This is a genomic window from Streptomyces sp. NPDC052114 (genome assembly GCF_040680155.1).
Classification (GTDB): Bacteria; Actinomycetota; Actinomycetes; order Streptomycetales; family Streptomycetaceae; genus Streptomyces.
Map to the genome: position 1 here is coordinate 250,423 of NZ_JBFAWC010000009.1, position 14,799 is coordinate 265,221.

Below are 14,799 nucleotides of genomic sequence, written 5' to 3' on the forward strand. Positions count from 1 at the left end.
CGCTGAGTGCTTCCTGGTTTCCCTGGGAGCACGGCAAGATCGCCTGTATGAGGATTCTCGTCATGGGCGGTACGTGGTTCTTGGGAAAGCACATCGTGGAGAACGCACTGTCGAGAGGGTGGGAGGTGACCACCTTCAACCGTGGCCGCTCTGGCCAGGACGTCGAGGGCGTGCAGTTGGTTCGCGGTGACCGCACCAACCTCGACGATCTCCGACGTCTGGCTCATCACGGATCGTGGGATGCCGTGATCGACACCTCCAGCTCAGACCTTCCGCCCCGCGACGTTCTCCTGTCCACCACCGCTCTCGGTGAAGCAGCCCGCCGTTGGGTGCACATCTCTACCGTGTCCGTCTATGCCGGGTGGCCGAACGAGCCGGTCTCCGAGGACTCCACTCTGCTGGACTGCCCGGCGGACGCCGACGCCACCTTCGGGTACACGGGGGCGGACGGAAGTCCCACCAGGTACGGCTTCCAGAAAGCCGGCGGGGAGCGCGCCGTAACCGAGGTCTTCGGCGACGCAGCGGTCTTCGTGCGACCGGGCGTCATCCTGGGTCCTGACGAGTACGTTGGCCGGCTGCCCTGGTGGCTGAACAGGGCGAAGCGCGGCGGCCTCATCCTCGCCCCCGCCCCGAGCAGCCAGCGCATTCAGCCGGTCGACGTCCGCGACGTCACCGAGTTCGTACTGGACCGGGCCGCGGGCGAGTCGGGCGGTGGCTACAACGTGACCCACTCGACCGGCATCAGCTTCGCCGACTTCCTGGCCGAGTGTTCAGCCACGAGCGGCGGGGCCGGGAAGCCGGTGTGGGTGGACCCGGACGTGCTGGGCGAGCATGGCGTCGCGCAATGGACTGAGCTGCCGTTGTGGCGGACACACGCGGGTGTGTGGTCGGTCGACTCCACCCGGGCAGTCGCCGCAGGACTTCGCTGCCGGCCGCTAGCTGAGACCGTCAGGGACACATGGGCTTGGCTAGCGGCCGACGGGCGACCTGTGAACCACCCGCGGTGGGCGGAGCACGGGATCGCCCCGGAGAGGGAAGCGAAGATCCTTGCTTCCCTCGCGTGACTCATGCCTCTAGTTGCAGCAGCGCAGGCCCGGTGAGCCGGTGCGTGGTCGCCGTACGGGTGAAGTCCTCTACGCGGTCACGGAGCTCGCGAGGCACTGCTGCGTCGCGGAACGTCGGCCGCGTCAGGAAGTGCTGGATCTGCCCCGTCCGTACGAGCACACCGGTCACGCGCTGGTCGATGGGGATGTCCCAGAGCGGCACCAGCGCCTCGGCTGCGGCCTCGACGTCGTTGTCGAGAAGGCGGGCCATTGCCAGGTCGGCCGAGGCGCTGCCGAGCACATGCGCGGATCGGGCCTCGGGGGGCTGCTGCTCGACGATGGACAGGGCCCGCCGCGCTGCCTGCTCTGCCTGGTCCGCGTGGTGGATCAGCAGTGCTGTGGAGCTGCTGGACATCGCGAGGCGTTCCGAGGTGAACCCGAACTCCCCTGCCACGTCGTCGTGCAGGCTGTCGCGGGTGCCGCTCTCAACCTCCTCGGACTGCCGGAGCGCCCGAAGCGCGGACTCGACGTCTCCCAGGTAGCCATGCGCGCGGGCCTCGATGGCGAGCAGGCGCCGCCGGGCTACGTCGCCGAGGCTGCCGTACGTCTGGGCGCGGCGGGCCTTGGAGACGGCTTCGCGAGGCATCCCGGTGAAGTAGGCGATGTAGGCGAGGACGCCGTCGCAGTACGCGCGGAGGGGCTCAAAGCGTGCCGCCTCGCCGTAGAGGTCTGCGGAGCGGGCCAGCCGGCGGGCGCTATCGAAGGCACCGAGATTGAAGGCTGACGTGGCGAGCAGGGCAGTGGTCTGGCCCAGGAGCTCCAGCAGTCGCTGCTGTTGCACCGGTACCCGGGTGCGGTCGCGTTGGTCCTGAAGCTGCGCTTGGAGGGCCTGGCCGCGCTGGAAGGCCTTTATCGGCGCAGTGGACGCGTACTCACGGGCCAGTGCCCCCACGTCATCGGTGAGTTGTTCGAGACTGGTGTCGGAGATGGACGCGGCGGCCGTTGTGCCGGCGTCATGCTGAGCTTCGCGTGCGGTCATGTCGATTACGTGCTCCAGGTCGAACGTGGGTTCTTGGAGGCCGGTCTGAGGAGGCGCGAAGAGGTCGACGACCTCCCGGCCGAACATCGTCTTCAGAACGCGGCGGGTGCTGGGAGACAGGGAGTCTGAATCGACGCCGCCAGCAAACCACCGGCGGAGTGTCCGCTCGGAGCAGGTCGGGCTGTCAGAGCCTCGGCCCAGGAGTTGGTCAGCGGTCTCCTCGAACAGCTTGATAAAGCCGGGAGAGGTAAGACCACGCTCCTTGCACAGCTTTCTCAGCAGCGTCTTCGGAGGTTGAGCACTCACGTCGCCCCCAGTCGTTGACCATGCTCTTCAGCGGACCGCTTTCGCGCTGGTCCCCTATGCACGAGGGGATACCGCTGCTCAGCTCCAGTGCAACACATCTGCCCCAGATGGCAGTTGGCTGGCCAACAGGCGGCCGGAGGCCAGCAAACGGCCGCGCAGATGGCATACCGACGACATGGTGCTGGCACGGCATCCAGGTCCACGCTGATCCACACCCTCGCTGAGAGTGCACGACCAAGCACAATCTGACCGGGAGCCCCTCGTGAACCCGCAGAAACCAACTGCCGCTCCACCAATGTCGAAGGCAACGGACGCACATAGCCCTGAACTCGCCCGCCCCGCACGCGCCCCTTCCGCGAAGAAGCGACCGGATATCGAGATCGCCGCTGCTGTGAGCCTGCCCCTCGCCGATGCCCCCGTGTGGGAGTGGGCCGGGACTGTGGGGCTGCACGACACCAGTGGATGGACCACCAACCAGCTCGCCGGTATCGCGGCTGGTAACGCCCGCCTGTACGCACGCTCGCGGCTCACAGCGGCGCACTGGCTCGGGGAAGCTGAAGACGCCGCTCAAGTGGCCGCCGCGCTCGTCGACAACGCCGTCCGGCACGGCAGTGCCGTCCAGGTGCCGCTGCGTCTTGCCCTGATCGCCACCGGCGAGCTCTTGATCGAGGCAACGGACATCAGGCCCGAGTTTCCTGGCCTCGCCGATGCCCTGAAGTGGGAGCCGGCCGAGTTCGATCGGCGCAGGCGTGGCCTGTGGCAGGCTCGTCGCTATGGAGCGACGGTCTCGTTTGCGGTGAGCGCGGACGGCATGGGCAAGACCGTCCAGGCCGTGATGATGCCGACGCCGGGGGTGGCGGCATGACCCTTTCGCTGCCTCAGCGCTTCGTCGAGCCGGGTCACGACCTTCCGGCGGTCGGCGATGTCGCCTTCGTTTCTCGCGCCGAGATCATCGACCGCGCGGACGTCGCCCCGGACATGGGTGACCTCGCTGCCCGTGTCCGGGTGCTCATGAACCTTCAGGGCGGGCGGTCCTCACTGCTGCCGTTAGGGGGGCGGCTGTTCGACGTCGTGGTCACCGCAGGCGGTGGGGACGCGCGGGCCATCGTCCGACTCCTGGACGACGCGCAGGTCGACGGCTGCGGGCCGGTGATCGACGATCCGGAGCGGTCGTGGCTGTACTGGCTCGTCCCGCCCGGCTCCAGCGACCGTTGGGCGCCGCACCGGTTCGGCACCTGTCTGGGGCATCCGCACCAGATCAGCCTGCCGCCGCCCGACCAGACCGACCCGCCCGGCGCGTACTGGCTGCGGCCGCTCAACCACGACCGCCGCGTGCCCACGGGCCCCTTGCGGGACTACCTCGACCGTTTCCAGCCGACGCCGGTCCCTCACGTGGAGCTTCTCGCGGCCACGCTGAGAACGCCGTGAGGGGAGTGCGTCGTGACCATCTCCCCCGAGGCCCCGCCCCTGCCCGAGCGCGTGGACCTCCCTCTGATCAAGCAGGCGATCGCCGAGGCGACCCGGACTGGGGCGATGCCGTCGCGCGCCACGCTCGACGAGCGGGTGTCGACCCTGACCGCTCACGTGAAGGCGCTGCTGCCTCACGTCCCGCGTGACGACCCCCGCTATCAGCACGCCCAAGACCTCGTCCTGCCCCGGCGCCGTCCGTGCGCACAGACCAGCCGTACCAAGTGCTGGCAGTACACCCGCGCCCTCGCCCACGCCGTCCAAGACCTGCTCGACGTGGCACAGCAGAAAGCCGGCCTCATGACCTCCGATGAGCAGCACCCGCCCGCCCCACAGCCCGACCAGGACTTCGACTTGGCCGCCATCAACAGCGCGGTGGATTGCGCCCTGGCCACGCCGCGTCCCCCGAGGTCTGACGACATCCTCTACACCGGTTCCAGCGGTGAGCTCCCGCGCCCCAGCGTGGGAGACCAAACGAAGTATCTGCTCGACGAGCTGCCCCATCTGCTGATCGCTTTCAAGGACATCGCCGCGTCGGTGGAGCCCGACCTGGAGCAGCAGATGCTCAAGGCGTTCCGGTACGGCGACGCGCTCATCAGGCGGCGGCCCAGCTTCCCGGACGCCCAAGCTGCCCACGTCTACCTCCAGGAACTCGCCTTGTTCACCCGGTTCGTGGCGATCGTGGTCCACCTCCGCAGGGACCGATGAACCGCGCCGACGTCATCGTCATGACGGTCATCACCGTCCTGGCGGGCGCCACCTGCCTGGCCGCGGCCCTCCGGCCCCACGGCTGAATCGAAACTCCCGCTCCCTCCACCCCGGAGCGGGCGGTGCCCCCGCTGCCCGGACCCCGCAGCCGGTGGGCAACACCGGGGCCGTGCGCGCCTCCCCCGTGCACCGTGGCGGCGCACGGCCCCTCCCCCGCAAGTCCCTCTACGCACCGAAGGACACGTCCGTGACCACCTGCGACATCAGTCGGGAAACCGACCAGCTCCCGGAGCTCAGTAGCAAGATCAGTCTTATCGCCGAGCAGGTCGCGCCGGTCCTGGAGGACATCATCGAGCTGTCGCTCGGCCGGCCGCTGCTCCGCATCGTCGGCCCCGAAGAGATGATCGCCGCCGTGATGGAGGAGCGGCATCGCATCTACGCTCTCGACGCGACGCAGTTCAACCTGGCGTTCCAGGCCAACCGAGCCCTCGACGCCCGGCTCCGGAGCCGGGAAGAAGACCTGCGCCGGTTCTGGATGGGCGGAGCGTTCACGACCGTCACGAACGAGTTTGGCGAGCCCGAAGTCCTCATCGTCCCCGAGGCCCTTCATCACTCGGGGGCCGGCACCGACATGATCGCCAAGGGGCTCGCGCAGGCGCTCACGCACGTCGCGCAGCACCAGGCCAGTGACGGGCGGGTGACCGTCGCGTATCACACCGGCCGCCCCGACCTGCGCGGCTTCAACAGCCTCGCGATAGCGCACCTGGTCCACGGGCACGCCGGGTGGGCTGACCGGCAGGTCACCACGAAGCTGCTCGGCCACGAGGTGGAGCCCGAGCCCACGGGGCGGGAGACTCCCGAGTTCCTCGCCATGATGCAGGCGCTCCGTGAACGCTTGCAGGACCCCACGGCCCCCGCGCCGTCCGCCGCACCGCCGGAGGCCTTCGACGAGGGCCTGCGCTGGGTCACCGAGGTCATCGATCTGCTGGGCGTCACGAGCTTCAACCGGATCTGGGGCCACCCACGGTACGCGCCGACTCACCAGGAGATCCAAGACCCCGCGCTGTGGGCCCGCCGCATGCTGAATGTCCGCCGCCGGGCACCGGGCACCCACCCCTAGACCGCCTGCGCCGGCGAGTTGGGCCCTCGTCGACGCAGGCTTCCCGTGCGCTCTCGGCTGTGGAGGTCCGAGAGAGCGCACACGGCCCCTGACTTGGTACTCAGGGGCCCCTGGGTGCCGCGCCTTCCCGGGCGTAGGCGGGCGCGGCACCCAGACCTCCGGCCCACGTTCCCGGTGAAGCCGGGGCAGAGCGGGATGGCCCTCACGCACAGCGTTCGTGTTCGCCAGCTACTGCGGCATCTGGCCGCTGGACAAGGAGGAGTTCATGCTCACTGCGTCGTCGTTCCGCAGCGTAGAGGGGGCCTATCTGGCTCTGCTGCATCTGGTTTCCGGCTCGGAACAGCGCATCGCGGCGCGCGGCAACGAGGCCCGCGAGGTGATCGGCGTGTCCTTCGAGTTACGCAATCCCCGCCAGAGACTGCCCTACCTGGCGGCCCGCAAGGCCAATCCGGTCTTTCAGTTCGCTGAGGCCCTGTGGTACCTGGCCGGCCGCCGCGACCTGGAGATGATCGGCTACTACGCGCCGTCCATGCGGTTCAGCTCCCCCGACGGCGTGCACCTGGGCGGCTCGGCCTACGGGCACACGCTGTTCCAACCCGCCGAGGGCGATCAGCGCTCCCTCTTCGACCGGGTTCTGGAGCTGCTGCGCACGGAGCAGGACAGCAAGCGCGGCTATCTCCCGGTCTTCTCCCCGGCCGAGCACACGGTCAAGGACAACCCCGACATGGCGTGCCTGGCAGGGCTGCACCTGCTGGTGCGCGAGAGGCAACTGCACATGGTGTGCCACATGCGGGCCAACGATCTGGACTGCGGCCTGCTCAGCGACGTCTTCTCGTTCACGATGATCCAGGAGTTCGCGGCCGTGCAGCTCGGCCTGGAGCTGGGCACGTACACCCACGTCATCGGCTCGGCGCACGTCAACGACTGCAACGCGCAGCGCGTGGAGAGGGTGCTGCGCGAGGCGTCCCTGCGCTCGCAGCCGCTGCACTTCTACTTCCCGGCGATGCCGCCGGAGACCACGTCGGCCACCATCACGCGGGTCCTGGAGCACGAGGAACTGCTGCGCACCAACCAGGTGCAGTACAGCGCCCAGGACATCGCCGGTCTCGACGTGGACGGGTACTGGCAGCAAGCGGTGCTGCTCTTCGAGGTCTACCGGCAGATCGTGCACGACAAGAGCCCGAGTGTCCGCCCGGACGTGCTCAAGATGCTGGAGCCGGGCCTGCGCTGGCTCCTGGAGCGCCGCTGGCCGGCCTGCGTCACCGAAGGCGTCGCGCCGTGAGTGGGCAGCCCCGCGGCGGGGCAGTCGTGGACGGGATCGACTTCACGCGGCGCGCGGTCGTGCTGTGCAAGCCCGACGCCGTCGAGCGGGGGCTGGTGGGCACGGTCCTCGACCGGATCAGGGCCGCGGGGATCACCGTGACCGGGCGCCGCGATCTGACCGCGGCCGCCTGGCAGGCCCACGTCGCCTACCGGGACCTGCTCGCAGGCACCGGATCGGCCCCTGGGGTGCGCCCCGAGCAACTGGACGCCGCGTATGCGGAGCGGCCCGTCGTCGTGGCGCTCGCCCACGGCGAAGCCGGTCTCCACGCGCGGCTGCGGCAGTTGCTGGGCCACACCGACCCCACCCGGGCCGTGCCCGGCACGATCCGCCACGACCTGGGCGAGGACAGCCTGGCGGCCGCCCGCGCCGAGGGCCGCCTGGTGCGCAACCTCGTGCACACCTCGGACGACACGGATGCCGCGCGCCGCGACTTCGGCACGTGGTTTCGCACCGCGCGCCCGCCCGTGCCCGACTTCTCGCAGTGCTCCGTCGTGCTGTGCAAGCCGGACGCCGTCGAGCGCGGCCTGGTGGATGCCGTCCTGGACCGCATCAGGGCCGCGGGCGTCGCCGTCACCGACCAGCGTCTGGTCACCGCGCACGCCTGGCAGGCCCATGTCCACTACTGGGACCTTCTCGTGGACGCCGACCACTTCCCCGACCGGGACATCCCCGCCGCGCTGGATGCGGAGTTCGCCGATCGGCCCGTCGTGGTGGCGCTCGCGCACGGCGAGCCGGGCCTGCACCAGCGACTGCGGCAGCTCCTGGGCCACTTCGACCCCACCCACGCCGAGCCCGGCACGATCCGCGGAGACCTGGGCGACGACAGCCTGACGGCCGCCCAGGCCCAGCGGCGCCTGGTCCGGAACCTGGTGCACACCTCGGACGATCCGGCCGCGGCCCGCCGCGACTTCGGGACCTGGTACGGGGCCCGCCACCGCACCCTCCTCGCCCCGGCCACGCCGCTCCAGAGCACGCCCGCTGACGCGTAACTCCTCACCCCCGCTGGAGGCCCTCATGCCCACCCCCGTCACCGCACCGCGCCGTGTCCTGCCGATCCTGTCCCCCGATCAGATCGGGGGTCTGAAAACGGAGCTCGCGGACGTGATCGAGTACCGCAAGTCCGGGCTCTCGCTGAACTGGATCGTGGGCTGCCCGCTCGACTGCGGCTACTGCGTACGGCACCTCTTCGACAACTTCGAGATGAAGCAGCCGCGACGCCTGATGAGCGACGAGGACGCCGTCATACGCCTCATCGGACATCCGTTCTTCCGGCCGCACACGACGCCGCTTCAGCTCCTGAACCGCGCCACCGACCCGATGCTGCCCGTGGTCAAGCCGCACCTGTTCCACGTCCTGCGCCAGCTCGACGACCGCGGCCTGACCAATCACGTCCTGGTCATCACGCGGTGGCGGGTCACCCCGCAGGACTGCGCCGTCCTCAACAGCTTCCGCCACCTGCGCCTGACCGTCCTGGTGACCCACTCGAACATCCAGGACAAGGGCATCGAGCCGGTGGACAGCCGCATCGCCGCGCGGAGCCTGCACACCCTGTACGAGCACGCCGAGCGGTACCGCACCCTCTTGTACTGGCGGCCGATCGTGCCCGGCCTCAACGACTCCGACGCCGACATCGCGCGAGCGAAGGAACTGTCCCGGCACGCGCACGCCACCGTCTTCACCGGCCTGTTCTTCCGCGACGAGATCGCCGCGTACTACCAGGCCAACGGCCTGCCCGTCCCGTACGAGGAGACCGCCCGCCGCAAGATCATGCCGGAGGCCGCCGAGCAGCGGATCCTGGACGCCTTCGACAAGGGCGGCTCCTGGGGCGCTCTGTTCCGCAAGACGTCCTGCGGGGTGGCCTACGCCCATGGAGAGGCCGACTACAACGGCCACTACGGCATCCGGGAACTGTGTGACATCTGCCCCTCCGAGCAGGTCGCCAAGTGCCAGGCCGCATGGGTCAAGCCCGACTTGACGCACGTCACGCAAGAAGCGCGTGGTCTCGGCGCGACGGGGCCGATCGAGGTCAACGACCGTGCCATCGTCGTCGAGGGACTGGACGAGCCGCCGCGCTACTACCTCCAGCACGGCTTCGGCTACCAGTGCCACGACCGCACAAAACCCCACCACCACCGCCGGCACGGCCGCGCTCCCATCGGCTGGCAGGCGGAGAACGGAACACCCGCCGCATGAACTTCTCCTCCTGGCCCCCACTGCTCGTCGTCGACGTCGAGGGCAACGGCACCAATCCGCCCGACCTCGTCGAGGTGGCCGCCCTGCCCGTCCGCGACGGGCGCCTGGACACCAGCACGGCCGGCTGGTGGCTCACCCGCCCGCAGCGCCCCGTCACGCCCTTCGCCGCGCGGGTCCACGGCTGGACCAATGAGCGGCTGGAGAAGGAGCCGGGCTGGGAGGAGACCGCCGAGAGCGTCCGCGCGTTCCTGGGCACCGCGTGGATCTGCGCCCACAACGCGCACGTGGACTACAACGCCCTGCTCCGGCATCTGCCGCAGTGGCGGCCGGCCGGAGTGCTCGACACGCTCCGGCTGGCCAGGGCCGCCTTCCCGGACCTGGCCAAGTACTCCCTGGACGCCCTGATCGAGCACGTGAAGCCCGACCTCGGCGCGGCCCCCGGTTCCCGGCACCGCGCCACGTTCGACGCCTATGCCACGGCGCAGCTCCTGCTCGCCATGGCCGCCCACTACGACACCTGGGACCGGCTCGTCGCCGCGGCCGTGCCGCCCGGCCTGCCCGGAGCCCCCGAACCAGAAACGGACCCCATGCTGTGGTGAGCTCGGCTCAGCCCATCCGCATCGGCGTGATGGGCGCACACTTCACCGGCAAGACCCAGCTTCTCAAGCGCATCGAGTACCGGCTCCGCGGCCACGGGCTCTCCGTGGCCCGCACCGGGCGGCTCGGCAAGCGGGCCGCGCTGGTGCCGCTGCCGAAGATGCACCGGCACACCGCGGCCTCCACCGAGTGGGTCATCGCGCAGGGCATCGCCGACGAGATCGCCGCCGCGGCCCGGCCGGACACCGGACCCATCCAGGTCGTTCTTGCCGACCGCGCCGCCCTCGACGCACTCGCCTACTTCCACGCCGCCCAGGAGTGGCGCCAGGAGACCCCGCACCACCTGGAACGGGAACGGCTGCGCCTGCTCGCCTCCACCCAGGCCCCCAAGTACCACCTGCTGCTTGCCACCGTCCTCGACCCGACGATCCGAGTCGGACCCCAGCACGACTACGACGAGCGCTACCGCACCCTCGTGGACCGCCACCCCCACCAACTGCTCGCCGAGGACGCGATCCCGCACACCCGCGTGACCAGCGACCCCCACAGCCAGAACCACGCCGTCGAACAGGCGCTGCGCCTCTGCCTCAAGGAGGCCCCGGTATGAACAGCATTCCGCCGGCGGGCACCATCACCCTCGCCGGGAAGACCGTCTCCCGCCTCGGCTTCGGCACCATGCGCCTGACCGGCCCCGGCACGTGGGGCGAACCGTCGGACCGCGACCAGGCGCTCGACGTCCTGCGTCAGGCCGTCCACACGCACGGCATCACGCACATCGACACCGCCGTCGCCTACGGCCCGCACACCGTCGAGACCCTGATCAAAGACGCCCTCCATCCCTACCCCGATGACGTACTGATCGCCACCAAGGTCGGCATGGTCGCTCGGCCGCTCCCCGACAAGTGGGTCCCCTGCGGCCACCCCGCCTACCTGCGGGCCTGCGTCGAAGGAAGCCTTGCCCGGCTCGGCGTCGAGCGCCTGGACCTGTGCTACCTGCACCGCATCGATCCCGACGTGCCCCTCACCGACCAGATGGGCACGCTCAAGTCCCTCCAGAGCGAAGGCAAGATCGGACACATCGGCCTGTCGAAGATCCACTCCGCGGACGTCCGCAGGGCAGCGAAAGAAGCCCCGATCGCGGCCGTGCAGAACGCGCTCAACATCCACGACCGCTACGACCCCGTGCACGAACTCTGCCGCGACGAAGGCATCCCGTACGTGGCCTACCGTCCACTCGATGCCGGGTGCGCCGTGCACAGCGGGAACCTGGCCGCGGCCCTGTCCTGGCTGCTCCAACTCGGCCCGCACATCGCGCCCATCCCCGGCACCAGCAACCCCCAGCACCTCACGGACATCGTGAGGGCGGCGACGGACGGCGCCCGACCATGAGAGCGGCCACGGCATTCTCCGACAGTCCCGCGCGGACACGGGCCGCGTACGAGAACTGGCGGCCACCGATCACAGGGGTCTCCGTCTTGGTGCCGGTGGGAGCGCACGCGCTGGTGGTCGCCGAACTCCACGGCAGCATCGCACTGCCCACCGGCACCATGCACGAAGGCCAGGCCCCGGAGCAGGCAGCCCCCCGCGTTCTCCACGGTTCGAACGGGCTCCCCCGTCTGCGGCCCGTCGCCCTGGCCTGGGTGCAGATGCGCCGCCGCAGAGTCATCACGCACGTCCTGGCCACAGCACCGATGGCTCGCGAGGACGCCGAGCAGCTCATCTACTGCGACCCGCGGGCCAGCATCCGGGTGCTTCCCACCACGCACGCCATCGACCGGTTCCCGGCCCAAGGTCGGCTCCGCCTCCTAGTGGCCCTACGAGCGCTCGCCACCGGCGAACCGGCATACCTCGAAGGAAACATGCTGCGTACCTCCGCGCCTCCGCAACTAGCGCACCCTCTCGCAGCCCCTCCTCGCCACCCCCGCCCGTAGGTCATGCGCCACACGGCAGAGCCCCTTCGTTGAAGGCGACCATGTCAGCGAGGGCCGGCATGGGGGGCAGATGACTCCCCAGAACTTGCGCTGCGTGCTCGGCATAGGCGCGGTGCAGGTTTCCGACCAGGCGTTCAGGTTCGGCCAGCGTGGCATAGGGGCCGAGGTCAGCCCGCTGAGCGGCCTCCAGCGGGTCGTGTCCGGCCGCGATGCCCTCTGCGGCCAGGTGCTGGACCCATTGCAGGTAGTCGGCGTTCTGGTCGATGACCTCCGGGCCGGTGAGGGGACCGTGGCCGCTCACGACGACGGCCGGGGCCAAGGCGCGCAGCTGCTGCAGGGCGCGCAGGGAGCCCTCGACTGACCCCATGAACACGAAGGGGGTGCTGGCGGAGAAGGTGAGGTCGCCGGCAAAAAGGACTCCTTCGTCGGGGAGCCAGGCAACGAGGTCCCCGGTGGTGTGCGCGGGCCCAAAGTGCATTAGTTCGATGCGTCGTTGCCCCATGTGGAGCGTCAAGGAGTCGGTGAACGTCACGTCCGGCGCTGTCAGCTGAATGTTGCCCCAGTCGGTCTGCGGCCAGATCGCCGGCAGGTCCAGGTCGTCGCTCAGGATCGTCCGGCGCGTGTTCTCGTGGGCAAGCACGGTCTGGGGGGCGAAGGTGCTGGCGCCGAAGTGGTGGTCGCCGTGATGGTGTGTAAGGACGATCCGCGTAACGGGGAGCGAAGTCCGGTTCCGGATCTGCTCCTTGAGGTGCCGTGCACTCTTCTCAGTGGCGGTGCAGTCTAGGAGCGTGACAGATTCCTCGCCGACGAAGACTCCGGCATTGCTGACGCACCAGCCACCGCGCGGCTGAAGGTACGCGTAGACGGAGTCCGAAACGAGTGGATGCAAGTACGCATCGAGAGGCCCAAGTTGACCAGACGAGTTCAAGTTAAAGGTCACTTCCCAAAAAGATTCGCAATCGCCATATGACTGCAGCGTCGCGACAGGCTAGCCCCTGCAAGATGGGAACTCCTCAACAGTTCAACGCCGCCGCTTGCCGCATTCCAGCGCAGAATGACACAGGACTCCCGATGGCGGCGTGACACAGATCTCATATCGAGCGCGCCCGCCCCCCAGCCGGACGACGCGCTGCCGAGCTTTCCTCTAACCCCATCCCAACCGAACCGGGTTCGCCACCTCCCGGACGCACGGATCCCGACCAGATCCGCTATGTCATACATCACAACCACATGGACACTCCTACGCAATTCGTCCATTCGAATCGACAAGCGCGAGGGATCAGATCCTCTTCAGCACAACAAAACGAAGATCAGAATTACTCATTGGCGCCAGGGCCATAATACGGACGGCGATTTCCTGACCTCCGTGGTGCGGCAGCCTGAATCGGCGCACGTTGCCATCGGGATGGGCCTGCGAGTCGTGCTCGTCCCAGAGTTCCCTCGCCTCGGCGTTGCCCCGAAGGATCTCGTCGCGGAGCGTCAGCAGCCCCTCCGACTCGGGGTGCAGGGCGAGCGCGTACCGGATCTGCGCCAGGAAGGGCCGAGCCCAGTCCTGGCGCCAGTTGACCAACTGCTCCCGCGCCTCTGGGTAGAGGAAACTCCAGCGCATGAGGTTCGGTTCGTAGGGGACCCACGGGAACCAGTCCTCTTGCGGCGCGTTGTGGGCAATGATGTCCCAACGCAGGTTCGAGAGGTAGGCCGGGTGGGGCAACATCTGGTCCAGCAGGTCCTGCATATGCCCATCGGCGCTGGCATCGGTGGCCAAGGCAACGGGTGCGGGCGCATAGCCGACCGCACTGTGAAAGAGCAGTGATCGCTCGTCCCCATCGAGGCGCAGGGTCATCGCCAGCCTCTGCAGGAACCCGTCGGAGAACTGTCTCTGCCCGCCAGTCTCCAGGGTGCGATACCAACTGAGGCTCACGCCGGTGAGGTTCGCGACTTCCGCTTGCGTCAGCCCCGGCTTGAGCCTCCGCCGTGACGCGTCCACACCAGGAATCCGGGTCGGATCCAGACGCTCACGCCACGCCTTGAGCAACTTTCCAAAGTCGCCCACCCCGGAGCGCCCCTTTTGGTGATCTCCCTCACCCACGACTACGCCATTCCTTCGTTGTTCTTTACCTGACGGCCCAATAGCGGCGCCCTTCACATGCGGACGGATCGGACCATTCCGCATAATTGCAGGCCGCCGCAGGAACCCAAAAACCCACTCTGCTTCGTGAGCTTCAGGATCCCTCCCTGATGCAATCATCCGCACTCACAGTAGCGCCACTCAAAGTAACGACAGTCGCTGTACATGATGGCACCCCACCAATCGGGAACACGCCCGTGGGGATAGCGATCATGGAGGCTCTTCCAATGCCACGTTCTGTTCTGGTAACTGGTGGAAACCGGGGAATCGGTCTGGCCGTTGCCCGTGCCCTATCTGCCGATGGCGACCGGGTAGCGATCACCTATCGCAGCGGGGAGCCGCCGGCCGAACTCTTCGGCGTGCAGTGCGATATAACTGACAATCAGCAAATCGACGCCGCATTCAGCGCCGTGGAGAAGGAGCAGGGCCCAGTCGAGGTCCTGGTCGCCAACGCGGGCATCACCCGCGACCGGCTGTTGTTGCGGATGGGCGAGGAAGACTTCACGACGGTGCTGGACACCAATCTCACCGGCGCCTACCGCGTGGCGAAGCGTGCAGTCGGCCGCATGATCCGCGCGCGACAGGGCCGCATCGTGCTGATCTCCTCGGCGGTCGCGCTCGCCGGCGAAGCCGGGCAGTCGAACTACGCCGCATCCAAGGCGGGCCTGCTGGGCTTTGGCCGCTCGCTGGCAAAGGAGCTCGGCTCGCGCAACATCACGGTCAACATCGTGGCACCGGGACTGACCGAGACGGACATGACCGAGGCGCTGCCCGAGTCGCGACGCGCAGACATCGTTCGGCAGGTTCCGCTGGGGCGCGCCGCGGCGCCGGAGGAGATCGCCTACGCCGTGCGCTTCCTGGCCAGCCGCGAGGCTGCATACATCACCGGTGCAGTGCTGCCCGTCGACGGCGGCGTGGCCATGGGGCACTGACCGAGACCGCG

At 68.8% G+C, this 14,799-nt stretch carries 16 protein-coding genes; 13 read left to right on the forward strand and 3 right to left on the reverse strand.

From position 1 onward, the window contains the following. The first annotated feature begins 47 nt into the window (after positions 1–47). Positions 48–1,064, forward strand: a complete 1,017-nt coding sequence (locus tag AB0L89_RS21565) for an NAD-dependent epimerase/dehydratase family protein (RefSeq protein ID WP_365143111.1) — start codon at positions 48–50, stop codon at positions 1,062–1,064. Position 1,065: 1 nt separating this feature from the next. Here AB0L89_RS21565 and AB0L89_RS21570 read toward each other — a convergent pair whose 3' ends face one another. Continuing rightward, complete coding sequence (locus tag AB0L89_RS21570) at positions 1,066–2,388, reverse strand: DNA-binding protein (protein WP_365143113.1); 1,323 nt, start codon at positions 2,386–2,388, stop codon at positions 1,066–1,068. Between the two features lie 295 nt (positions 2,389–2,683). Between AB0L89_RS21570 and AB0L89_RS21575 the strand changes: the two genes are divergently transcribed. From AB0L89_RS21575 to AB0L89_RS21625, 11 genes are all read left to right on the forward strand, one after another. Next, positions 2,684–3,253 carry a hypothetical protein gene (locus AB0L89_RS21575; RefSeq protein ID WP_365143115.1) on the forward strand — a complete coding sequence of 190 codons (570 nt, stop codon included), beginning with the start codon at positions 2,684–2,686 and terminating at the stop codon, positions 3,251–3,253. Further along, positions 3,250–3,816, forward strand: a complete 567-nt coding sequence (locus AB0L89_RS21580) for a hypothetical protein (RefSeq protein WP_365143117.1) — start codon at positions 3,250–3,252, stop codon at positions 3,814–3,816. The genes AB0L89_RS21575 and AB0L89_RS21580 overlap by 4 nt, the downstream gene beginning before the upstream one ends. A gap of 12 nt (positions 3,817–3,828) precedes the next feature. Then, on the forward strand, positions 3,829–4,563 hold the full coding sequence (locus AB0L89_RS21585) for a DUF6415 family natural product biosynthesis protein (RefSeq protein ID WP_365143119.1): 735 nt from the start codon (positions 3,829–3,831) through the stop codon (positions 4,561–4,563). Positions 4,564–4,810: 247 nt separating this feature from the next. Then, the gene (locus tag AB0L89_RS21590) at positions 4,811–5,683 is read left to right on the forward strand and encodes a zinc-dependent metalloprotease (protein ID WP_365143121.1); all 873 of its coding nucleotides are present in this window, start codon (positions 4,811–4,813) and stop codon (positions 5,681–5,683) included. A gap of 217 nt (positions 5,684–5,900) precedes the next feature. Beyond that, complete coding sequence (locus AB0L89_RS21595) at positions 5,901–6,965, forward strand: thymidylate synthase (RefSeq protein ID WP_365143123.1); 1,065 nt, start codon at positions 5,901–5,903, stop codon at positions 6,963–6,965. Beyond that, a complete protein-coding gene (locus tag AB0L89_RS21600) occupies positions 6,962–7,996 on the forward strand; it encodes a nucleoside-diphosphate kinase (RefSeq protein WP_365143125.1) in 1,035 nt (344 codons plus the stop codon). The genes AB0L89_RS21595 and AB0L89_RS21600 overlap by 4 nt, the downstream gene beginning before the upstream one ends. Before the next feature lie 25 nt (positions 7,997–8,021). Continuing rightward, entirely contained in the window at positions 8,022–9,200 is a 1,179-nt protein-coding gene (locus AB0L89_RS21605; protein ID WP_365143127.1) for a radical SAM protein, read from the forward strand. Continuing rightward, entirely contained in the window at positions 9,197–9,799 is a 603-nt protein-coding gene (locus AB0L89_RS21610) for a 3'-5' exonuclease (RefSeq protein WP_365143129.1), read from the forward strand. Before AB0L89_RS21605 ends, AB0L89_RS21610 begins: the two co-directional genes overlap by 4 nt. Beyond that, the gene (locus AB0L89_RS21615; protein ID WP_365143131.1) at positions 9,796–10,404 is read left to right on the forward strand and encodes a hypothetical protein; all 609 of its coding nucleotides are present in this window, start codon (positions 9,796–9,798) and stop codon (positions 10,402–10,404) included. Before AB0L89_RS21610 ends, AB0L89_RS21615 begins: the two co-directional genes overlap by 4 nt. After that, complete coding sequence (locus tag AB0L89_RS21620) at positions 10,401–11,186, forward strand: aldo/keto reductase (protein ID WP_365143133.1); 786 nt, start codon at positions 10,401–10,403, stop codon at positions 11,184–11,186. Before AB0L89_RS21615 ends, AB0L89_RS21620 begins: the two co-directional genes overlap by 4 nt. Positions 11,187–11,272: 86 nt before the next feature. Further along, the gene (locus AB0L89_RS21625) at positions 11,273–11,728 is read left to right on the forward strand and encodes a hypothetical protein (RefSeq protein ID WP_365143135.1); all 456 of its coding nucleotides are present in this window, start codon (positions 11,273–11,275) and stop codon (positions 11,726–11,728) included. Position 11,729: 1 nt separating this feature from the next. Here AB0L89_RS21625 and AB0L89_RS21630 read toward each other — a convergent pair whose 3' ends face one another. Next, positions 11,730–12,617, reverse strand: a complete 888-nt coding sequence (locus AB0L89_RS21630; protein ID WP_365143137.1) for an MBL fold metallo-hydrolase — start codon at positions 12,615–12,617, stop codon at positions 11,730–11,732. A gap of 390 nt (positions 12,618–13,007) precedes the next feature. Next, a complete protein-coding gene (locus tag AB0L89_RS21635) occupies positions 13,008–13,817 on the reverse strand; it encodes a helix-turn-helix transcriptional regulator (RefSeq protein WP_365143139.1) in 810 nt (269 codons plus the stop codon). 266 nt (positions 13,818–14,083) lie between these two features. Here AB0L89_RS21635 and fabG point away from each other — a divergent pair, with 266 nt between their 5' ends. Then, complete coding sequence (gene fabG, locus AB0L89_RS21640) at positions 14,084–14,788, forward strand: 3-oxoacyl-ACP reductase FabG (RefSeq protein ID WP_365143141.1); 705 nt, start codon at positions 14,084–14,086, stop codon at positions 14,786–14,788. Positions 14,789–14,799 lie beyond the last annotated feature (11 nt).